Here is a 19,614-nt window from a genome sequence, read left to right as displayed (position 1 = left end):
ACCTCCTCCTTCAAGTGTGGGCGCGGGCACCACTGCGGCACAAGCGACACGGTGACGTTACGAGTTCGGGGTACGCAGTGCCCCAGGATCGACACCGATCAGCCGAACGAGTGATCACCTCACCTCAGCGACGCCCACAGCTCCCCCGCCTCCGGCTCGTCCGCCACCACTCGGTTGGGGTCCCCCGGGGCCGGGACGACCGGCAGGGTGAGGGTGGTGACCTGCTGTGAGGGAAGGTCACGCAGGCTCTGGGCGAGGCGGGTCAGTTCGGGAAGGGAGTCCAGGCCGGTGTCGGTGGTGAGGCTTCCGGTGACGGTGTCGGCGACCTCGTACAGGCGGGTGGGGCTGGTCAACAGGTTCTGCCGCGCGACCTGTTCCAGCAGGGCCTTCACCAGCAGGTGCTGGAGCGGGATGCGGCCGAGGTCGCTGCCGTCGCCGATGCCGTACCGGGTGCGGGCCAGGGCGAGGGCGTTCTCGCCGTCGAGGTGGTGGGTGCCGGCGTCGAGGGTGAGGTGGCTGCGGTCGTCGTCGATGTCCTCCCCGGTGGTGACGGTGACCCCGCCGAGCGCGTCGACGAGGCGGGCGAAACCGGCGAAGTCGATCTCGATGTAGTGGTCCATGCGGACGTCCGTGAGCGTCTCCACGGTCTTCACGGCGCACACCGGCCCGCCCACCTCGTACGCGGTGTTGAACATGACCCCGGAGGCCGCACGCGTCGACTCCCCGCCCTCCAGCGGGCAGGAGGGCCGGTCGACGAGCGTGTCGCGGGGGATGCTGACCACCGTCGCACCCCTGCGGCCGGCGTCGAGGTGCACGACCATCGCGGTGTCGGAGCGGGCGCCGCCGCTGTCGCCGCCGCCGAGCGCCTGGTTCTCCTCGCCGCTGCGCGAGTCCGAGCCGAGGACGAGGATGTTCAGGGGTTCCGTCGGCAGGGGCGCGGCCGTGGCGGACGGGGAAGGGGCGGGTACGGCCTTCGCCGGGCGGTCGTCGCCCAGCGCGCTGTTGATGTCGACGCTCTTGATGTTGTCGTTGAGCTGCCAGTAGACCCAGCCCGCCGCTCCCGCGCCCAGGACCAGCAGCCCCGCCAGCGCCAGCCCCGTGATCCTCAGTACCCGCGCCCGCCGACGGGGCCGTATGCCCCCGTCCTCCCCGTCGTCCCCGGTCCCGTCACTCTTCTCATGTCCCTGTCCCCTCACGGGCAGGAACATAAGTCCGAATTATGGCGAGCAGCGCCCCGCGGGCAGTTTTCTTGGGAAATTCTCAGACTTCCGGTACGACATCCACCGCTCCGAAACTTTCGACCGGCTCACGCCCCCGAGGGCGCCGCCGTACTGCTCCGCACCACCAGACTCGTCGCCAGCTCCACCCGGGTCGCCGCCGCCGGGTCCTCGTCCTTGCCCAGGCTGAGGACCAGCTTGGCCGCCGCCTCCGCCATCTCCGTCAGCGGCTGCCGTACGGTCGTCAGCGGCGGGCCCACCCAGCGGGCCACCGGCAGATCGTCGAACCCGACCACGCTCAGGTCCTCCGGGATCCGCAGCCCCAGCTCGCGCGCGGCCTCGTACAGGCCGAGGGCCTGGAGGTCGTTGCCGGCGAACACCGCGGTGGGCCGGTCCTCGCGGCGCAGCAGGGCGAGACCCTGCCGGTAGCCGGCCTCGTGGTGGAAGTCGCCGGTCATGATCAGCTGGGGGTCGACCGGCAGCCCGGCGGTCTCCAGGGCGGCCCGGTAGCCGTCGACGCGGGCGCGGCTGCACATCATCCGCGTGGGTCCGCTGATCGCGCCGATCCGGGTGTGGCCCAGTTCGACGAGGTGCCGGGTGGCGGCGAGCCCGCCCTGCCAGTTGGTCGCGCCGATGGACGGCACGTCGGTGCCCGGGTCGCCGGCCGGGTCCATCACCACGAACGGGATGGAACGGCTGGTCAGCAGGGCACGCCCCGACTCGTCGAGGCCGGACAGTACGAGGATCACCCCGTGCGGGCGGCGCGCGGCGACCTGGTCGGCCCAGGTGCGGCCGGGTGTGAGGCGGCCCGCGCTCTCGGAGAGGACGACGCTCAGACCCGCATCCCGGGCCACGTTCTCCACGCCCCGGATGACCTCCATCGCCCAGGCGCTCTCCAGTTCGTGGAAGACGAGGTCGATCAGGGGCGAGCGGGTGGCCTCGGCGCGCCGGCGCCGGTAGCCGTGGGCGCGCAGCAGTCCCTCGACCCGGCTCCGGGTGGCGGGGGCGACATCGGCACGACCGTTGAGGACCTTCGAAACAGTCGGCGCGGAGACACCCGCCTCACGGGCGATCTCGGCGAGGGTCGCCGTTTGGGTACGGCGCCCTTGCGTCCGGGTTTCTGCGGGCTGCGGGGAAGTCATGGCGGCGATCGTAACCCCGCGGGCCCCCTAGCCGAAGACCTCCGGAGGTCGCGGACTTCCGGAACATTCGCCTATGCCATCGCAACATTCGTCGACCCGGCTGTGCCAGTCGGCGAGCGGTCACCCGCCCGCCACACTCCCGACGGCGCGTCGACGGTGCGATGCGCCCAAGCCCCCGGGGACTCCGAGGTGCGTGCGCGTGCGCTGGGAGTCGCTGGGGAGTGGGGGAGGCCGGCCGCCCCGTGCGGTCAGACGCCCCCCAGCGACTCGAACCGCCACCGGTGCACCGGACGGGCGATCAGGTCGCTGCCCGGTTCCGGGAGTTCGGGGAGGTCGGCGTCGTACGGGGCGTCCCACCACGTGATGACCAGGACGCGGTCCTCGGGGGCGCGGAAGGATTCGCGGCGCAGGGGGCGCCTCGGGAGTTCGCGGGCACGCTCCTCCGTCCAGGCGACGAGGTCCGGGGAGCGGCCGGGGAGGGCGCGGGCCTCCCACATCAGGGCGACGGTCACGAGTACAGGTTCTCCTTGCTGACCTCGTGGACGTGGTCGTGTCCGGGCACGTGCGGGTCCGTCACGGGGAGGGAGGAGTCGGCCGAGAGGTCCCAGTCGGAGGGGGCCCGGTCACGGGCGACCATCTCCGCGCCCAGCGCCGCGACCATCGCGCCGTTGTCCGTGCACAGCTTGGGGCGTGGCACGCGCAGCCGGATGCCGGCCGCCTCGCAGCGTTCCTGGGCGAGCGCCCGCAGGCGGGAGTTGGCGGCCACCCCGCCGCCGATCATCAGATGGTCGACGCCCTCGTCCTTGCAGGCCCGTACGGCCTTACGGGTGAGGACGTCGACGACCGCCTCCTGGAAGGACGCCGACACGTCACGCACCGGGACCTCCTCCCCCGCCGCCCGCTTCGCCTCGATCCACCGGGCCACGGCCGTCTTCAGCCCGGAGAAGGAGAAGTCGTACGCCGGGTCGCGCGGGCCGGTGAGCCCGCGCGGGAACGCGATCGCGTTCGGGTCGCCCTCGCGGGCGTAGCGGTCGATGACCGGTCCGCCGGGGAAGCCGAGGTTCAGCACGCGGGCGATCTTGTCGAAGGCCTCGCCGGCCGCGTCGTCGATGGTCGCGCCGAGCGGGCGGACGTCGGAGGTGATGTCCGTGGAGAGCAGGAGGGAGGAGTGGCCGCCGGAGACCAGCAGCGCCATCGTCGGCTCGGGCAGCGTGCCGTGCTCCAGCTGGTCGACGCAGATGTGCGAGGCCAGGTGGTTGACGCCGTACAGCGGCTTGCCCAGCGCGTACGCGTACGCCTTCGCCGCCGAGACGCCGACCAGCAGCGCGCCCGCGAGTCCGGGGCCCGCGGTGACGGCGATGCCGTCGAGGTCGCGGGCGCTGACGCCCGCCTCCTTCAGCGCCCGCCCGATGGTGGGGACCATCGCCTCCAGGTGGGCGCGGCTCGCCACCTCCGGGACGACGCCGCCGAAGCGGGCGTGCTCGTCGACGCTGGAGGCGACGGCGTCCGCCAGCAGGGTGGTCCCGCGGACGATGCCGACGCCGGTCTCGTCGCAGGAGGTCTCGATCCCCAGGACCAGGGGTTCGTCAGCCATGGGTCTCAGTTCCTTGTACGCCGTTCCCGTCGGCGGAGGCCGCCGGGTTCACAGAGGTGGAGGGGTCGGTCAGCCGCATCACCAGGGCGTCCACGTTCCCCGGCTGGTAATAGCCGCGCCGTACGCCGATGGTCTCGAAGCCGAAGCGCTCGTAGAGCTTCTGGGCGCGGACGTTGTCGACCCGGCACTCCAGCAGCACCTCGGCGCATTCGAAGGCCGTCGCCGCCCGCAGCAGCTCGGTCAGCAGCCGCGAGCCGAGGCCGGTGCCCCAGTGGTCGCGGCTGACGGCGATGGTCTGCACATCGGCCGCCGCGACACTGCCGCCGTCCTCGCCCTCGCCCTCCGCACCGGAGGTGGTGAGGCCGGCGTAGCCGACGAGCCGCCCGTCCTCCTCGGCGACGACATAGCGCCGGGTGGCGCCGGGCCCGCGCGCATGGGCCAGCTCGGACCAGAACATCCCGCGCGACCAGGCGTCCTCGGGGAACAGGTCCCGCTCGAGGTCCAGTACGGCGTCGATGTCCCACCAGCGCATCTCGCGCAGCACGGCAGTCTCGGTTCCCGTCACTTGGGGGTGACCACCTTGTAGTTCTTGGGGACCTGGGCATCGGGGCGGCGCAGATACATCGGCCGGGGCTCGGGCAGTTCCTCGCCGGCCGCGAGCCGCTCGGCGGCGAGCCGAGCCAGGGCGGCGGCGGACACATGCTCCGGCTCGTGGGCCCTGGGGAAGGTGTCCGGGTAGAGCAGCGCGCCGGCCCCGACCGCGGGCAGGCCCGCGACCCGCTCCGCGATGTCGGCGGGCCGGTCCACCGCGGGCTCGGTGAGCCGGGTGCGGGAGTCGGCGTAGCGCGCCCAGTAGACCTCCTTGCGGCGGGCGTCGGTCGCCACGACGAAGGGGCCCTCCAGGTCGGCCGCGTAGGCGAGGCCGTCCAGTGTGCACACGCCGTGCACGGGGACGCCCAGCGCGAGCCCGAAGGTGTCCGCGGTCATCAGGCCGACGCGCAGCCCGGTGTACGGGCCGGGGCCGACGCCGACGACGATCCCGGTGACGGCGTCGAGCCGCAGCCCCGCCCCGGTGAGCACCCGGTCGACCGCCGGGAGCAGCAGCTCACCGTGGCGGCGGGCGTCCACCTGACTGGACGAGGCGATGACGTCGCGGCCGTCGTGCAGCGCGACGGTGACGGCTGGGGTGGCGGTATCCAGAGCGAGCAAGAGCACGCAAACAGCCTACGGCTCCCACGCCCCGCCCACGGCCGCACAGGTCGGCCGGTCACCTCCTGCTACGGTCGCGACAGCGTACGTACATAACAGGGCAGAGCCGGACAGGGGTGACGACGGTGGCAGCGAGCAGTGCGGCGATCGTGGCGGGGCTGACCGCGGCGGCCCTCCTGACGGTCGGCTACCTCGGCCGCCAGGCGGCGGTGAGCGTCCCGGCCGATCTGCGCCACCCGTCCGCCGGCACCCCGGCGGTCGTCCGCAAGGACCTCCGCGACGGCCCGGCCGCCCTCCCCGCGCGGTCGGGGACGGGCGAACGGATCGTGTACGCACTGGACAAGGACCGGGTGTGGCTCGTCGGGGAGGACGGCAGGGTGCGGCGCACCTTCGGGGTCAGCCCCAGCACGGTGGACCCGGAACCGGGCGCCTACCGCGTCACGTCCCGGTCCGGGGCGGTCACCGGATCGGACGGGGTCCCGATCGAGCACGTCGTGCGTTTCGCCTCCTTCGAGGGCACGGCGATCGGGTTCAGCGCGGCGGTCGACGGCTCGGCGCCGCAGCTCGACCCCGAGGAGCGGACGGGCGGGATCCGCGAGACCCGGGCGGACGGCAGGGCGATGTGGAAGTTCGCGACGATCGGGCGGACGGTCGTCGTCGTCCCTTGAGCCCCTCGCGTCCCCTCCCCGCGTTCCGGTGTGTACGTCCGGGATTGGCGGCGTGGACGCGTTCCGTACGTTCCGACAAGACGTCGGCAAAATGTTGCGTTCGGCCTCCCGGGCGTGGTCACATGGTATCCAGCCCGTGGTTAGGTCTACCTAACTACATCCGCCCCCGTCCTTCAGGAGGCGTCCATGCCGGCCCACCAGAGCGCCCGCCGCACCCCGGCGGATTCGCGGCCCCAGCCGGTCTCCGGGATTTCCATGCGTGACCTGCTGGCGTCCTGTGCCGCGGCCGCCGCGGTCTCCACCCCGCCCCGCGCACCGGATCCCCTGCCCGCCGCCGAACCGGCGAAGGATCACCGCGAGGCGGCGTAGCGCCCGTCGCGCGTGTCTAGGCCGACAGCACGGTCAGGTCCGTCGCCGCCCAGCGCCCGCCCAGTCCGGTCACGGTCACCTCGCGCACCTCGTCCGTGGTGTCGCCGACCGCCCGGTGGATGACGAGCTGAAGCCGGTCGTCGGCCAGCTCCTCGACCTTGCCCTCGCCCCACTCCACGACGATCACCGACTCCGGCAGCGAGACGTCGAGATCGAGGTCCTCCATCTCGTCCAGACCGCCCGACAGCCGGTACGCGTCCACGTGCACCAGCGGCGGACCGTCGCCCAGCGACGGATGCACCCGGGCGATCACGAACGTCGGCGACGTGACCGCGCCCCGCACCCCGAGCCCCTCGCCGAGGCCCCGGGTCAGCGTCGTCTTGCCCGCGCCCAGCTCGCCCGAGAGCAGCACCAGATCACCGGCGCGCAGCAGCTTGGCCAGCCTGCGCCCCAGTTCGCGCATCTGCTCGGGGGAGGTGACGGTCAGTCCGGTGGAGTTCGCGGCCGGCTCAGCCGGGCCGTGCGGTGCTGCTGCTTCCATAGCCCTTAACCGTAGCCCCTGAGGGCACCGCGCCCGCGCGGGTGAGCAGGTCGGCGAGGCGGTCGGTGACGGCCTCCGGGTGCTCCAGCATCACCAGGTGTCCGGCGTCCGGGACCAGCACCAGTTCGGCCTCGGGGAGCAGACCGGCGATCTCCTCGCTGTGCTCGCTGGGCGTGACGAGGTCGTCCACCCCGGCCAGCACCAGCACCGGCAGGCCGGCGAAGCGGGCGAGGGCCTCGGTCTTGTCATGGGCGTCGAACGCAGGGTAGTACTCGGCGACCACGTCGATCGGCGTGCCCTCGATCATCCGCTCGGCGAACCGGGCGACGGCCGGGTCCACGTCCCGGGACGCGAACGAGTACCGCTTGATGATCCCCGCGAACAGATCCGCGGTGGCCCGGCGCCCCTTCTCCACCAGTTCGGCCCGCTGCCCCAGCGCCTTCAGCACCCCCGGCAGCACCCGCCGCACCGCGTTGACCCCGGCCACCGGCAGCCCGAAGTTGACCTCGCCGAGCCGCCCCGGCGACGTACCGACCAGGGCGACGCCCACCACCCGCTCCGCTATCAGCTCCGGGTACTGGTCGGCGAGGGCCATCACCGTCATCCCGCCCATGGAGTGGCCGACCAGCACCAGCGGTCCCTCGGGCGCCGCCGCGTCGATGACGGCCTTCAGGTCCCGCCCCAGCTGCTCGATGGTGACCGGCTCGCCCCGCTCCAGCTGCGCCGCGCCGCGCGCCGACCGGCCGTGGCTGCGCTGGTCCCAGTACACGGTCCGTACGACACCCCGCAGCGCGGCCCGCTGGAAGTGCCAGCAGTCCTGGTTGAGGCAGTAGCCGTGGCTGAAGACGACGGTGACCGGGGCGGGCGCCCGGCGCCCGAACAGCCGGCGCCGACGGTCCGGGGCCGGGGCCGGGTCGAGGTCGTCGGCCTCGTAGTACAGCTCGGTGCCGTCATCGGCGTACGCCTTGCCGGGTGTGCCGCGCAGCGCGCCGTACGGTCCCGCCGAGTCGAGGGCGAGCCGGGCCTTCTTGCGCATGCCCCGGCCGACCGTCATCCGCTCTATCGCCACGCCCGCGGCGGCCCCGGTGGCGAGCACGCCCAGCGCGACGCCCGCGACCCCCGTGGCCCGGCGCCAGCCCCCGCCGGCCTCGCTCACGTCCCGCTCCCCTCGTCGACGTAGACACGCGGGACGCGGCTTCCGATCCGGGTGACGATCTCGTACCCGATGGTCCCGGCCGCCTGCGCCCAGTCCTCGGCGGTGGGCTCACCGCGGTCACCGGGCCCGAACAGGACCGCCTCGGCGCCCGGCCCCGGATCGTCCCCGCCCAGGTCGACGACGAACTGGTCCATCGCCACCCGCCCGGCGACCGTACGCCACTTGCCCTCGACCAGCACCGGGCCGGCGGAGGAGGCGTGACGCGGGATGCCGTCCGCGTAGCCGAGCGGGACGAGGCCGAGGGTGGTGGCGCCCGGGGTGACGTAGTGGTGGCCGTAGCTGACGCCGTGCCCGCCGGGGACGTGCTTCACCAGGGCCAGCGAGGCGGACAGCGTCATCGCCGGCCGCAGGCCCAGGTCGGCGGGGGTGCCGATCCCGGGGCTGGGCGAGACGCCGTACATCGCGATGCCGGGGCGCACGAGGTCGAAGTGGCTCTCGGGGAGGGTGAGCGTGGCGGGCGAGTTGGCGATGTGCCGCACCTCGGGGTCGACGCCACGCCCCTGCGCGTACGCGATCATCTCCCGGAACCGGGTGAGCTGGGGGGCGATGGAGGGATGGCCCGGCTCGTCGGCGCAGGCGAGGTGCGACCACAGGCCGGTGACGCGCACCAGCCCCTCGGCCTCGGCGCGCAGCGCCCCCTCGACCAGTTCCGTCCAGTCGTCGCCGGGCTGGCAGCCGCCGCGCCCGAGCCCGGTGTCGGCCTTGAGCTGCACCCTCGCCGGCCGCCCGGCGAGACGGGCGGCCTCGGTGACCTCGTCCAGCGCCCACATTCCGCTCAGGGACACGTCGAGACCGGCCTCGACCGCTTCCCGCCAGGGCCCGCCGGGCGTCCACAGCCAGCACATGATCCGTACGTCGTCCGGCAGCCCGGCCCCGGGCGCGCGCAGCGCGAGCGCCTCCTGCGGGGTGGCGGTGCCCAGCCAGGTCGCCCCGGCCTCGACAGCGGCCCGCGCACAGGGGGCGGCACCGTGCCCGTACCCGTCGGCCTTGACGACGGCCATGAAGGCAGCGCCGGGTGCCTGCGCGCGCAGGACCTCTACATTGGCGCGTACGGCCGCAAGGTCGATCTCAGCGCGGGCCCGCAACGCCGCACCCCCCGGGGCAACTGTCTCGTTCATCGGCCCCAGTCTCTCAGAGCCCCGTCCTCGAGGGCTGCGCCCCCGGAGGGGCGAAGTTTTCAGCCCCTCCGGCGCTTGACGAGCGGGGATCCGGAGGCAGCGCCCCCCGGGGGGCGAAGTTTCAGCCCCTCCGGCGCTTGACGAGCGGGGATCCGGAGGCAGCGCCCCCCGGGGGTCGGGAACGGGAAGGGGCGGCGGGGGCGAGAACCCCACCCCCCTCACCCCCGCACGACACTCCGCCAGGCCCCCGCGATCCCCTCCGCCACATCGTGCGCCCCCACCGGCGCCCCGTCCGCCGCGAACCTCCCCGCCAGCCCATGCAGATACGCCCCCGCACTCCCCGCGTCCACCGCCGACAACCCCGCCGCCAGCAACGACCCCGCCAGCCCGGACAGCACATCCCCGCTCCCCGCCGTGGCGAGCCACGACGTCCCCGTCGGATTGACCCGGACGACCCCACCCCCACCCCCGGAGATCAGGGTCGTAGACCCCTTCAGGAGCACGGTCGCCCCATACCGCCCCGCCAACTCCCGTACGGCCCCCAGCCGCCCCGCCTCGACCTCCCCCCGCTCCACCCCCAGCAGCGCCGCCGCCTCCCCCGCATGCGGCGTCATCAACGTCGGCGCCCCCCGCCCCCGTACCGCCGCGGCCTCCGCCAGCCGCAACCCGTCCGCGTCGATCAGCACCGGCACATCCGACGCCAGCACCTCGGCGACCGTCGCCGCGTCGTCCCCCGCCCCCGGCCCGACCACCCACGCCTGCACCCGCCCCGCCCGCTTCGGCCCCCCGTCCGACACCAGCGTCTCCGGGAAGCGGGCGATCACCGCGTTCCCGGCGGGCCCGACGTACCGCACAGCCCCCGCCCCGCCCCGCAGCGCCCCCGCCACCGCGAGCACCGCCGCGCCGGGATACCGCGCGGACCCGGCCGCGATCCCCACGACCCCCCGCCGGTACTTGTCGCTCTCCGCCCCCGGCACCGGCAGCAGCCGAGCCACGTCCGCATGCTGCAACGCCTCCAGCCCGGCCTCGTCCGGCAGCGACAGCCCGATGTCGACCAGCCGCACCGACCCCGCGTACTCCCGCGCCGGATCGATCAGCAGCCCCGGCTTGTGCGTCCCGAACGTCACCGTCAGATCGGCCCGCACGGCCGCGCCCCGTACCTCCCCCGTGTCGGCGTCGACCCCGCTCGGCAGATCGACGGCGACCACGGCGGCCCGCGCCCGCCGGGCCGCGTCGGCGAGCGGCACCGCGTCGGGCCGCAGCCCACCCCTGCCCCCGATCCCGACGATCCCGTCCAGCACGAGATCGGCCCGCCCGATCAGCCCTTCCGCACCATCCGCCCCCGCCACGCGCCCACCCGCGCGGCGCAGTGCCGCAAGCCCCCCGGCATGCGCACGCTCCGGCGCGAGCAGCACCGCGTGCACGCCCGCGCCGCGCCGGGCGAGCCTGGCCCCGGCGTACAGGGCGTCACCGCCGTTGTCCCCGCTGCCGACGAGCAGGACGACCCTGCTGCCGTAGACCCGCCCCAGCACATCCGCGCAGGCCGCGGCGAGCCCGGCGGCGGCGCGCTGCATCAGCGCCCCCTCCGGCAGCCGTGCCATCAGTTCCCGCTCCGCCGCCCTGACCGTCTCCACGCTGTACGCAGTCCGCATACGTCCGAGTCTCCCGCAGACGGCCCGTCGACTCCCGTAACGGCGACCCGGACCGCTTGACTCGTTGCCATGCCCTTGCCAAACTCTGCGCCCCCCACAGGATGAATCGATTCAGTCGAATCGTTTCGACGACGGAAGAGGACCCATGGGACGCAGAGCCGCACTTCTCGCAGCAGCCGGCGCCACCGCACTCCTCACCGCAGCCGGCCTCATGACGGCCCCCGCCACGGCCGCCACCCCCGCCCCCGCCCGCGCCGCGGCCTGCGGCGACGGCTCCTACCAGGCCGAAGCCGTACTGAGCGGCAGCACCTGGACCGCCCGGCGCGGCAGCGGCACGGTCTACACCGGCGGCGACATGCGCGCGGCCGTACAGGCGGCGATCAGCAGCCTGTCCTCCGGCCGCACCAGCAAGGAACGGGTCGTGGTGCGCGGCTCGGGCTCGATCTCCGCCGGTTCCCGCATCTCCCTGCCGAGCTATACGACCCTCGACGTCTGCGGCACCATCGACGTCACCGGCAGCGGTTCCGGCGACCAGGCCCCCGTCTACTCCCGCGGCACCCGCGACATCGAGGTGCAGCACCTCAACGTCACCGGCGCCCCGCTGTACGGCATCTTCATGCGCAACGTGCAGAACGTCGTCCTCGGCCAGATCGACATGCGCCTCTCACGCGGCCTCGGCGTCCGTATCGACAACCGCGGCGACACCAGCCAGTGGACGCGCAACGTCCGCATCGACAACGTGTACGTCTCCGGCGCGTCCAGCCACGCGGTGGAGACGTACGGCGTCGACGGCATCACCATCGGCACGGTGACCGCCCGCAACGTGGGCGAGTCGGGCCTGCTGCTGAACGAGACCGTCAACGCCACCGTCTCCAAGGTGGACGCGGAGAACGCGGGCACCGGCACCGGGTACGCCGCCTTCCGCATGGCCAACCGCAACGGCCGTATCGGCAGCTCCTACGCCACCAACATCCGCGTCGGCGAGGTCGTCGCGCGCGGCGGCGGACGGGGGGTGTTCTGCGTGTCGGAGAGCGGCGGCGCGACGATCGACCGGATCACGCTCTCGAACACGGGCAACAACGCGATCCTCATCGAGAACTGTTACAACGTGAACCTCGCCGCCCAGAGCGGCACCGTCACGGGCGGCGGCGAGGTCCGCCTGGCGGCACGCACGGAGTTCGCGAACAACCGCGACATCACCGTCCAGAACCTGACGGTGACGAACTCCTCGATCCGCGAGAGCCCCTGCGGCGAGAACACGACGTTCCGCAACAACCGCCTGGTGAACAGCAGCCAGTCGATCTGCTGACGCACACGTGCGGGGTGCGGCTCGGTGAGCCGCACCCCGTTCGTACGCGTACGCCGGTCAGGTTCCTCAGCTCGTGGTGAGCATCCCCGCCCGCAGCCGCTTCAGCGTGCGGGACAACAGCCGCGACACATGCATCTGGGAGCAGCCGAGCCGCTCGCCGATCTCCGCCTGGGTCAGCTCCTCCACGAACCGCCAGTGCACGATCTTGCGCTCACGCTCGTCGAGGTCGGCGATCATCGGGGCGAGCGCGTGGAAGTCCTCGACGAGTTCCAGCGCCGCGTCCTCGGAGCCGATGAAGTCCGCGAGCACGCTCTCACCGTCCGGCTCGCTGCCGATGGCGGCGTCCAGGGAGGCGGAGTTGTAGCCGTTGGAGGCGATCCGGGCCTCGTTGACCTCGTCCTCGGTCAGGCTCATCAGCTGCGCGAGTTCGGCGGTCGTGGGCGTACGGCCGAGCCGGCTGCGCAGTTCCTCGGTGGCGCGGGCGAGCTGCACCCGGGCCTCCTGGAGGCGGCGCGGCACATGCACGGACCACGAGGTGTCCCGGAAGAACCGCTTGATCTCGCCGACGATGTAGGGGATCGCGAAGGAGGTGAACTCCACCTCGCGGGACAGCTCGAACCGGTCGATCGCCTTGATCAGGCCGATCATGCCGACCTGGACGATGTCCTCCATCTCCTCCGGGCCGCGGCTGCGGAACCGGCCGGCCGCGAAGCGGACGAGGGACATGTTCATCTCGATGAGGGTGTTGCGCGCGTACTGGTACTCGTGCGTGCCCTCCTCCAGCTCCGTCAGCCGGCGGAAGAACTGCTTGGACAGTTCACGGGCGTCCCTGGGCGCGACCTGGCCGGGTTGGGCGACCTCCGGCAGCTCGGTCATTGTCTGCGCTCGGTCGGTCCGCGCCATCGTCGACGTCACTGTTCCGCCCTCCCTGTTAGTTCGGCTCCCGCTCCGGGCACCGGCTACCAGCGTCTACCCCGGTCCAGCCGAAGCACGCATCCGGGTCAACGACGGCGGTCGCGCAGCAGCCGTACGAGAGCGAAAACGACGGTGAGTACGGCGGCGGCGACCAGGAACGCGTCACCCCAGACGGGCAGGTCGACGCCGACCCCGGGGAAGGCGAGCACGGTGCTCACCCCTCCGCGATCACGACCGCCGAGGCGACCCCGGCGTCATGGCTGAGCGAGACATGCCAGGACCGCACACCGAGTTCGGCGGCGCGCGCGGCCACCGTCCCCGTCACCCGCAGCCGGGGCTGCCCGCTGTCCTCGCACCACACCTCGGCATCGGTCCAGTACAGCCCCGCGGGAGCGCCGAGCGCCTTGGCGATCGCCTCCTTCGCCGCGAACCGCGCGGCCAGCGAGGCGACCCCGCGCCGCTCCCCACTGGGCAACAGCAACTCGCTCCGCAGGAACAGCCGCTGAGCCAACGCGGGCGTACGCTCCAACGACTCCGCGAACCTCTCGATCTCGGCCACGTCGATCCCGACTCCGATGATGCTCATACGGGCACTTTATTGCGGTGGGGCGGGGGTGGATGCCCTGAGCGCCCGCCTTCAGGTGGCTCCCGTCACTCCCCTGCCGGGCCACCCGCCACCCGCCGGGTGGCGGGTGGCGGGATTGGCCGATCCTGGCCGTCGGCCTGCTCAGGCGGGCAGCTTCGTGTCGATGATGAAGCTGATCTCGACGGCCTGGCCGGGGAACGTCAGTTCCGCGACGCCGACGACCGTGCTGGCCGGGCGGTGATCGCCGAAGTACGCCAGGTTGCCCTCCATCGTCGGCGTGGCGTTCCGCTGCAGGTTCACCAGGTACAGGACCTGCGAGACGACCTGGTTCCGGGTGGCCCCGTAGTGCGCCAGGACCTTGTCCATGTTGACGTGGGTCTGCTCGAGCTCGGCGGCGAAGTCGTCCGCGTGCACGAACTCGCCCTTCTCGTCGAACGAGACCTGCCCGGAGACATGGATGAGATCGCCGGACCTGATCGCCTGCGCATAGCCGAAGGCGCTCTCGGCCGGAACGTTGTGGTTGAAGACGTCGATGGTGGCCATGGTGCTCGCCCTCTCGGTTCGGTTCACTCTCTTGTGGTTACTCGGAAACCGTAGGAGAGTGAGCGCTGACCTGGAAGAACGCACTTTTCGGTGACTAAGGAACCTGATGGTGACCAAGCAGCTGCTCAAGGGTCTGCCCGAGGACGCCGACCTGAGGAGGGCGGACTCACTGGCGCGGGAGATCTTCTCCGACGTCGCCAACAAGTGGGCGCTCCTGATCATCGAGGCGCTGGGCGAGCGCACCCTGCGCTTCAGCGAGCTGCGGAACGAGGTCGAGGGCGTCAGCCACAAGATGCTCACCCAGAACCTGCGCATGCTCGAGCGCAACGGCCTGGTCGACCGGAAGGTGTACCCCACCGTGCCGCCACGGGTCGAGTACACCCTCACCGAGCCGGGTCGTGGCCTGCGCGCCACGGTCGACGCCATGTGCGGCTGGACCCACCAGCACCTCGGCCACATCGAGACCGCGCGCCGCCACTTCGACGCCTGACCGTCTACTCCACCGTCACCGACTTCGCCAGGTTCCGCGGCTGATCCACCTCGTTGCCCCGCGCCGTCGCCAGCTCGCAGGCGAAGACCTGCAGCGGCACCGTCGCCACCAGCGGCTGGAGCAGGGTCGGGGTGGCCGGGACGCGGATCAGGTGGTCGGCGTATGCCGCGACCGCCTCGTCGCCCTCCTCCGCGATGACGATCGTGCGCGCACCCCGCGCCCGGATCTCCTGGATGTTGGAGACGATCTTGTCGTGGAGGACGGAGCGGCCGCGCGGGGACGGGACGACCACGACCACCGGCAGGTCGTCCTCGATCAGCGCGATCGGCCCGTGCTTCAGCTCGCCCGCCGCGAAGCCCTCCGCGTGCATGTACGCGAGTTCCTTCAGCTTGAGCGCGCCCTCCAGGGCGACCGGGTAGCCCACGTGCCGGCCCAGGAACAGCACCGTGTTCTTCCCGGCCAGCGACCGGGCCAGCTCCCGTACCGGTTCCATCGTCTCCAGCACCCGGTCCACCGCACCGGCGATGGACGACAGGTCCCGTACCACCGCCCGGATCTCGTCCGCCCATTTGGTGCCCCGCACCTGGCCGAGGTACAGCGCGACCAGGTAGCAGGCGACGAGCTGGGTCAGGAATGCCTTGGTCGAGGCGACCGCGACCTCGGGGCCCGCGTGCGTGTACAGCACGGCGTCCGACTCGCGCGGGATCGTCGAGCCGTTGGTGTTGCAGATCGCCAGCACGTGGGCGCCCTGTTCACGGGCGTGGCGCAGGGCCATCAGCGTGTCCATGGTCTCGCCGGACTGGGAGATGGCGATGACGAGGGTCTGCTGGTCGAGGATCGGGTCCCGATAGCGGAACTCGCTGGCGAGTTCCACCTCGCAGGGCAGCCGGGTCCAGTGCTCGATGGCGTACTTGGCGATCAGCCCGGCGTGGAAGGCCGTACCGCAGGCGATGACGACGACCTTGTCGATCTCGCGCAGGACACCCGCCGGGATGCGGACCTCGTCCAGGGTCAGTGAACCCGACCCGTCGATGCGGCCCAGCAGCGTGTCGGCGACCGCCTTCGGCTGCTCGGCGATCTCCTTGAGCATGAAGTAGTCGTAGCCGCCCTTCTCGGCGGCGGAGGCGTCCCAGTCGACGTGGTACTCGCGGACGTCGGCCGCGCCTCCGTCGAAGTCGGTGACCGTCACCGCGTCGCGGCGCAGCTCGACCACCTGGTCCTGCCCCAGTTCGATGGCGTCCCGCGTGTGCGCGATGAACGCGGCGACGTCGGAGGCGAGGAACGCCTCGCCCTCCCCCACGCCCACCACCAGCGGGGAGTTGCGGCGCGCGCCGACGACCACGTCCGGTTCGTCCGCATGGACGGCGACCAGGGTGAACGCGCCCTCCAGGCGGCGGCAGACGAGCCGCATCGCCTCCGCGAGGTCGGCGCACGCGGAGAACTCCTCGGCGAGGAGGTGGGCGACGACCTCGGTGTCCGTCTCGGAGGTGAGGTCGTGGCCGCGTTCGGCCAGCTCGGCGCGGAGGGCGGCGAAGTTCTCGATGATGCCGTTGTGGACGACGGCGACCCGGCCGGCGTTGTCGAGGTGCGGGTGGGCGTTGGCGTCCGTCGGGCCGCCGTGGGTGGCCCAGCGGGTGTGTCCGATGCCGGTGGTGCCGTTCGGCAGCGGCCGCTCGGCCAGCTCCTTCTCCAGGTTGACGAGTTTCCCGGCCCGCTTGGCGGTGGCCAGGCCTCCGTCCGCCAGTACGGCGACGCCCGCCGAGTCGTACCCCCGGTACTCCAGCCGTTTCAGTCCGGCCGTCACGACGTTCAGCGCCGACTGCGGCCCCACGTATCCCACGATTCCGCACATGCCCGGCAGCCTACGGTCCGTCAGCGGCCGCAAATGGCTTCCGCGTGCCCGGAATCGGAAATTCCCACCGGTGCACGAACGTGTCCGTGCACCGGTGGGAACGGGATCCGAGGAATGTGAGACCGGCTCAGCCGAGCTTGCCGACCTGGGCCTCGACGACGTCCGCCGGGATGTCGAAGTCCTCACCGGTGGCCATGGCGGCCAGGTTGACGGCACTGAAGGTGACCAGCGTGGCGCCCTTGCGCACCACGATGATCTTGTTGGGTGCCTGGATGTCCTCGTCCGCGGCGACGGTCAGGGTGACGGCGGAGCTCTCGTCACCGCCCTCCGCGGCGGCCGTGGTGACCTTGACGACCTTCATGGCCTCGCCGGACACGGTGGCGGTGTAGCCGCCCGCGCACTTCCCGGCGGCGTCGGTCAGGCCCTTCATCGCCTGCGCGGCACCGTCACCCTCGTAGGAGGCGAGAGTGATGAGCATCTTGTCGACGTCGAGAGCGGCCAGCAGGGTGTCCTCGGGGCTGGTGCCCTCGGACGGCTTCACGGGCTCGCCCGTCCAGGACCGCTTCACGGTCGCCGACGGCTCGCTCTGGGGCACCCCGGCCTGGGCGTGGGCCAGCGGCAGACAGGCCGCGTCCTCCGTCTTCACCTGGTCCTTGGCGATGTCGTCCGTCGCCACGACCTTGGTGGCCACCTTGCCGCTCTTGACGTCCGCCTGCGCCAGCCCCGCCTTCTCCAGCTCGGCGGCGGACAGCGCCTTCGCCGCGGGCTCGGCGGACGCGGAGGCGCTCGAGTCGCCCTTGCCCTTGCTGTCGCCGGCCTTGTCCTCGTCGCCGGAGCCACCGCAGGCGGTGACCAGGAGGGCGAGCGCGGCGGCGGAGGCGGCGAGAGCGGTACGGCGGACGGCGGTGGTTCTCACGTGGGAACTCTTTCTCGAAGGCGCGGAGGAATCCGCGACACATGCGCGCACCTTAAACGGATTCCTTACACAGCGGCCGCACAGACGATCACCGGATGATCACCCGGTATGCGACCGTGACGACCGCGTGACCTGGGGCGACCACCGACGACCAAGGGCCCGGCGGGCGGCGTGACACAGCCCACCTGTCGCCTCGTTCCAACTCCGTTAACAATGGACTGTGATCTCTCCGGTCTCCTCGATACCCGGGAGCGCCCACCGGCAGCGGCCGGAGGCGACTCCCTACATGGACCTCACCCGTGCCGAGTGGAGCGCGCTGCGCGACAAGACTCCGCTGCCCCTGTCGGCGGCGGAGGTCGAACAGCTGCGCGGTCTCGGTGACGTCATCGACCTCGACGAGGTGCGGGACATCTACCTCCCGCTGTCCCGGCTGCTCAATCTCTACGTCGGCGCCACCGACGGACTGCGCGGCGCCCTGAACACGTTCCTCGGTGAGAAGGGCTCCCAGTCGGGCACGCCGTTCGTCATAGGGGTCGCCGGTTCGGTGGCGGTCGGCAAGTCCACGGTCTCCCGTCTGCTGCGGGCCCTGCTGTCCCGCTGGCCCGAGCACCCGCGCGTGGAGCTGGTGACGACGGACGGTTTCCTGCTGCCGACGAAAGAGCTGCAGGAACGGGGCCTGATGTCGCGGAAGGGTTTCCCCGAGTCGTACGACCGCCGCGCGCTGACCCGTTTCGTCGCCGACATCAAAGCGGGCAAGGGGGAGGTCACCGCCCCCGTCTACTCCCACCTGATCTACGACATCGTCCCGGGCGAGAAGCTCACCGTGCGCCGCCCGGACATCCTGATCGTCGAGGGACTCAACGTCCTCCAGCCGGCCCTGCCCGGCCAGGACGGCCGTACGCGCGTGGGCCTCGCCGACTACTTCGACTTCAGCGTGTACGTGGATGCCCGCACGGAGGACGTCGAGCGCTGGTACCTCAACCGCTTCAAGCGGCTGCGGGAGACCGCGTTCCAGGACCCGTCGTCGTACTTCCGCACGTACACCCAGGTCTCCGAGGAGGAGGCCCTCGACTACGCCCGCACGATGTGGCGCACCATCAACAAGCCCAACCTGGTGGAGAACATCGTCCCGACCCGGGGCCGGGCCACGCTGGTGCTGCGCAAGGGCCCCGACCACAAGGTCCAGCGCCTCAGCCTGCGCAAACTCTGACGTTACGCTGCCGCCATGCTGCACCTGCGACTGATCACACCGGCCGGGAAGACCGAAGACGTGGTCCGGCTGATCGAGGGGACGGTCGGCACCGCGCATCTGTGTGTGCTGCCGGGCGCGGCCCGTGACCCCGCGGGGGACCTGGTGCTGTGCGACGTGGCGCGGGAGGCGGGCGACGACCTGCTGAGCGAGCTGCAGCGGCTGGGGCTGGAGACGGACGGCTCCATCGCGGCGGACGACATCGGCCTGTCACTGTCGAAGCGGGCCGAGCAGGCGGAGAAGGACGCGCCGGGCGAGGGCGCGGACGCGGTGCTGTGGGAGCACCTGACGGAGGCCACGCACGAGGAGTCGACGCTCTCGGTCACCTATCTCGCGTTCCTCACGCTGGCCACGATGATCGCGGCCTGCGGTGTGGTGCTGGACAACGCGGTCCTGATCGTGGGCGCGATGGCGGTGGGCCCGGAGTTCGGGCCGCTGGCCGGTATCTGCACGGCGGCGGTGCAGCGCCGGCCGCGCCTCGCGCTGCGGTCGGTGATCGCCCTGCTGGTGGGTTTCGTGGTGGCGATGGCGGTGACGGTGGGGTTCAGCGTCTTCATGGACGCGGTGGGGCTGTTCACCGAGGAGCGGTTGGAGGGCGAACGGCCGCAGACCGGTTTCGTGTACGCCCCGGACTGGTTCTCCTTCGTGGTGGCGCTGCTGGCGGGCGCGGCGGGCACGCTCTCCCTGACGTCCGCGAAGTCCGGCGCGCTGGTCGGTGTCGCCATCTCGGTGACGACGGTCCCGGCGGCCGCGAACGCGGCGGTGGCGCTGAGTTACGGCGACACGGTCCAGACCTGGGGTTCCACCGAGCAGCTGCTGCTCAACCTGCTCGGAATCACGCTGTCGGGCACCGCGACACTGCTGGCGCAGAAGTACTTCTGGTCGGGTCAGCACGAGCGGCTGCGCAAGCGGGCTCGTAGCTGACAGCAGCTCAGCGACTATTGCGCATTACCGGCCAACTTCGATCGACATACGACCACTTCGGTCATCACTCGATCACCGGAACTTCACAGGCGCCCCATGAGGCG

General features: G+C 72.1%; 22 protein-coding genes. 6 read left to right on the top strand and 16 right to left on the bottom strand.

The features are described 5' to 3' along the window. Positions 1 to 119: 119 nt before the first annotated feature. The 6 genes from ACGFR9_RS04765 to tsaB all read right to left on the bottom strand — a co-directional run bounded on the left by ACGFR9_RS04765 (position 120) and on the right by tsaB (position 5,168). Positions 120 to 1,208: an LCP family protein gene (locus ACGFR9_RS04765; RefSeq protein ID WP_393202939.1), complete on the bottom strand. Its 1,089-nt coding sequence runs from the start codon at positions 1,206 to 1,208 to the stop codon at positions 120 to 122. Between the two features lie 98 nt (positions 1,209 to 1,306). Then, positions 1,307 to 2,359 carry a LacI family DNA-binding transcriptional regulator gene (locus tag ACGFR9_RS04760; protein WP_030221113.1) on the bottom strand — a complete coding sequence of 351 codons (1,053 nt, stop codon included), beginning with the start codon at positions 2,357 to 2,359 and terminating at the stop codon, positions 1,307 to 1,309. Positions 2,360 to 2,607: 248 nt separating this feature from the next. Beyond that, positions 2,608 to 2,871 (bottom strand): hypothetical protein, encoded by a 264-nt coding sequence (locus tag ACGFR9_RS04755; RefSeq protein WP_393202937.1) that lies wholly within the window; start codon positions 2,869 to 2,871, stop codon positions 2,608 to 2,610. Further along, positions 2,868 to 3,953 carry a tRNA (adenosine(37)-N6)-threonylcarbamoyltransferase complex transferase subunit TsaD gene (gene tsaD / locus ACGFR9_RS04750; protein ID WP_393202935.1) on the bottom strand — a complete coding sequence of 362 codons (1,086 nt, stop codon included), beginning with the start codon at positions 3,951 to 3,953 and terminating at the stop codon, positions 2,868 to 2,870. The genes ACGFR9_RS04755 and tsaD overlap by 4 nt, the downstream gene beginning before the upstream one ends. After that, positions 3,946 to 4,518 carry a ribosomal protein S18-alanine N-acetyltransferase gene (gene rimI / locus ACGFR9_RS04745; RefSeq protein ID WP_393202933.1) on the bottom strand — a complete coding sequence of 191 codons (573 nt, stop codon included), beginning with the start codon at positions 4,516 to 4,518 and terminating at the stop codon, positions 3,946 to 3,948. Before rimI ends, tsaD begins: the two co-directional genes overlap by 8 nt. Further along, positions 4,515 to 5,168 carry a tRNA (adenosine(37)-N6)-threonylcarbamoyltransferase complex dimerization subunit type 1 TsaB gene (gene tsaB / locus ACGFR9_RS04740; RefSeq protein ID WP_393202931.1) on the bottom strand — a complete coding sequence of 218 codons (654 nt, stop codon included), beginning with the start codon at positions 5,166 to 5,168 and terminating at the stop codon, positions 4,515 to 4,517. The genes rimI and tsaB overlap by 4 nt, the downstream gene beginning before the upstream one ends. A gap of 119 nt (positions 5,169 to 5,287) precedes the next feature. Between tsaB and ACGFR9_RS04735 the strand changes: the two genes are divergently transcribed. Both ACGFR9_RS04735 and ACGFR9_RS04730 read left to right on the top strand, forming a co-directional pair. Continuing rightward, complete coding sequence (locus ACGFR9_RS04735) at positions 5,288 to 5,830, top strand: hypothetical protein (protein ID WP_393202929.1); 543 nt, start codon at positions 5,288 to 5,290, stop codon at positions 5,828 to 5,830. Positions 5,831 to 6,016: 186 nt separating this feature from the next. Further along, complete coding sequence (locus ACGFR9_RS04730; protein ID WP_030221094.1) at positions 6,017 to 6,199, top strand: hypothetical protein; 183 nt, start codon at positions 6,017 to 6,019, stop codon at positions 6,197 to 6,199. Positions 6,200 to 6,215: 16 nt separating this feature from the next. Here ACGFR9_RS04730 and tsaE read toward each other — a convergent pair whose 3' ends face one another. The 4 genes from tsaE to ACGFR9_RS04710 form a co-directional block, all read right to left on the bottom strand. After that, positions 6,216 to 6,740: a tRNA (adenosine(37)-N6)-threonylcarbamoyltransferase complex ATPase subunit type 1 TsaE gene (gene tsaE, locus ACGFR9_RS04725; protein WP_393202927.1), complete on the bottom strand. Its 525-nt coding sequence runs from the start codon at positions 6,738 to 6,740 to the stop codon at positions 6,216 to 6,218. Next, positions 6,709 to 7,896, bottom strand: a complete 1,188-nt coding sequence (locus ACGFR9_RS04720) for an alpha/beta fold hydrolase (protein ID WP_393202925.1) — start codon at positions 7,894 to 7,896, stop codon at positions 6,709 to 6,711. The genes tsaE and ACGFR9_RS04720 overlap by 32 nt, the downstream gene beginning before the upstream one ends. Then, positions 7,893 to 9,074, bottom strand: a complete 1,182-nt coding sequence (gene alr / locus ACGFR9_RS04715; protein ID WP_393202923.1) for an alanine racemase — start codon at positions 9,072 to 9,074, stop codon at positions 7,893 to 7,895. The genes ACGFR9_RS04720 and alr overlap by 4 nt, the downstream gene beginning before the upstream one ends. 218 nt (positions 9,075 to 9,292) lie before the next feature. Then, entirely contained in the window at positions 9,293 to 10,726 is a 1,434-nt protein-coding gene (locus ACGFR9_RS04710; RefSeq protein WP_393202921.1) for an NAD(P)H-hydrate dehydratase, read from the bottom strand. Between the two features lie 145 nt (positions 10,727 to 10,871). On the opposite strand from ACGFR9_RS04710, the gene ACGFR9_RS04705 reads away from it, so the two are divergent. Beyond that, positions 10,872 to 12,035: a hypothetical protein gene (locus ACGFR9_RS04705; protein WP_393202919.1), complete on the top strand. Its 1,164-nt coding sequence runs from the start codon at positions 10,872 to 10,874 to the stop codon at positions 12,033 to 12,035. A 66-nt stretch (positions 12,036 to 12,101) separates the two neighbouring features. Here the strand turns inward: ACGFR9_RS04705 and ACGFR9_RS04700 are convergent, their stop codons facing one another. The 4 genes from ACGFR9_RS04700 to ACGFR9_RS04685 form a co-directional block, all read right to left on the bottom strand. After that, the gene (locus tag ACGFR9_RS04700; RefSeq protein ID WP_393203978.1) at positions 12,102 to 12,938 is read right to left on the bottom strand and encodes an RNA polymerase sigma factor SigF; all 837 of its coding nucleotides are present in this window, start codon (positions 12,936 to 12,938) and stop codon (positions 12,102 to 12,104) included. A gap of 98 nt (positions 12,939 to 13,036) precedes the next feature. Beyond that, positions 13,037 to 13,168, bottom strand: a complete 132-nt coding sequence (locus ACGFR9_RS04695; RefSeq protein ID WP_393202917.1) for a hypothetical protein — start codon at positions 13,166 to 13,168, stop codon at positions 13,037 to 13,039. Continuing rightward, entirely contained in the window at positions 13,165 to 13,536 is a 372-nt protein-coding gene (locus tag ACGFR9_RS04690; RefSeq protein WP_393202915.1) for a holo-ACP synthase, read from the bottom strand. Before ACGFR9_RS04690 ends, ACGFR9_RS04695 begins: the two co-directional genes overlap by 4 nt. A 141-nt stretch (positions 13,537 to 13,677) precedes the next feature. Beyond that, a complete protein-coding gene (locus tag ACGFR9_RS04685) occupies positions 13,678 to 14,079 on the bottom strand; it encodes a RidA family protein (protein WP_393203976.1) in 402 nt (133 codons plus the stop codon). Positions 14,080 to 14,185: 106 nt separating this feature from the next. Here ACGFR9_RS04685 and ACGFR9_RS04680 point away from each other — a divergent pair, with 106 nt between their 5' ends. Further along, positions 14,186 to 14,569: a winged helix-turn-helix transcriptional regulator gene (locus tag ACGFR9_RS04680; RefSeq protein ID WP_393202913.1), complete on the top strand. Its 384-nt coding sequence runs from the start codon at positions 14,186 to 14,188 to the stop codon at positions 14,567 to 14,569. Positions 14,570 to 14,573: 4 nt separating this feature from the next. On the opposite strand, the gene glmS is transcribed toward ACGFR9_RS04680, so the two are convergent. Both glmS and ACGFR9_RS04670 read right to left on the bottom strand, forming a co-directional pair. After that, the gene (gene glmS / locus ACGFR9_RS04675) at positions 14,574 to 16,421 is read right to left on the bottom strand and encodes a glutamine--fructose-6-phosphate transaminase (isomerizing) (RefSeq protein ID WP_393202911.1); all 1,848 of its coding nucleotides are present in this window, start codon (positions 16,419 to 16,421) and stop codon (positions 14,574 to 14,576) included. A gap of 127 nt (positions 16,422 to 16,548) precedes the next feature. Then, a complete protein-coding gene (locus ACGFR9_RS04670; RefSeq protein ID WP_393202909.1) occupies positions 16,549 to 17,337 on the bottom strand; it encodes a hypothetical protein in 789 nt (262 codons plus the stop codon). A 220-nt stretch (positions 17,338 to 17,557) separates the two neighbouring features. Here ACGFR9_RS04670 and coaA point away from each other — a divergent pair, with 220 nt between their 5' ends. Then, positions 17,558 to 18,547: a type I pantothenate kinase gene (gene coaA, locus ACGFR9_RS04665; RefSeq protein WP_393202907.1), complete on the top strand. Its 990-nt coding sequence runs from the start codon at positions 17,558 to 17,560 to the stop codon at positions 18,545 to 18,547. A 15-nt stretch (positions 18,548 to 18,562) separates the two neighbouring features. Continuing rightward, a complete protein-coding gene (locus ACGFR9_RS04660) occupies positions 18,563 to 19,510 on the top strand; it encodes a DUF389 domain-containing protein (RefSeq protein ID WP_393202905.1) in 948 nt (315 codons plus the stop codon). The last annotated feature ends 104 nt before the right edge of the window (positions 19,511 to 19,614 follow it).

This window comes from Streptomyces sp. NPDC048584, from assembly GCF_043199595.1.
Lineage (GTDB): Bacteria > Actinomycetota > Actinomycetes > Streptomycetales > Streptomycetaceae > Streptomyces > Streptomyces edwardsiae.
Note: the sequence above shows the minus strand (reverse complement) of the source record. Positions and strands in the feature narration are given on the sequence as shown.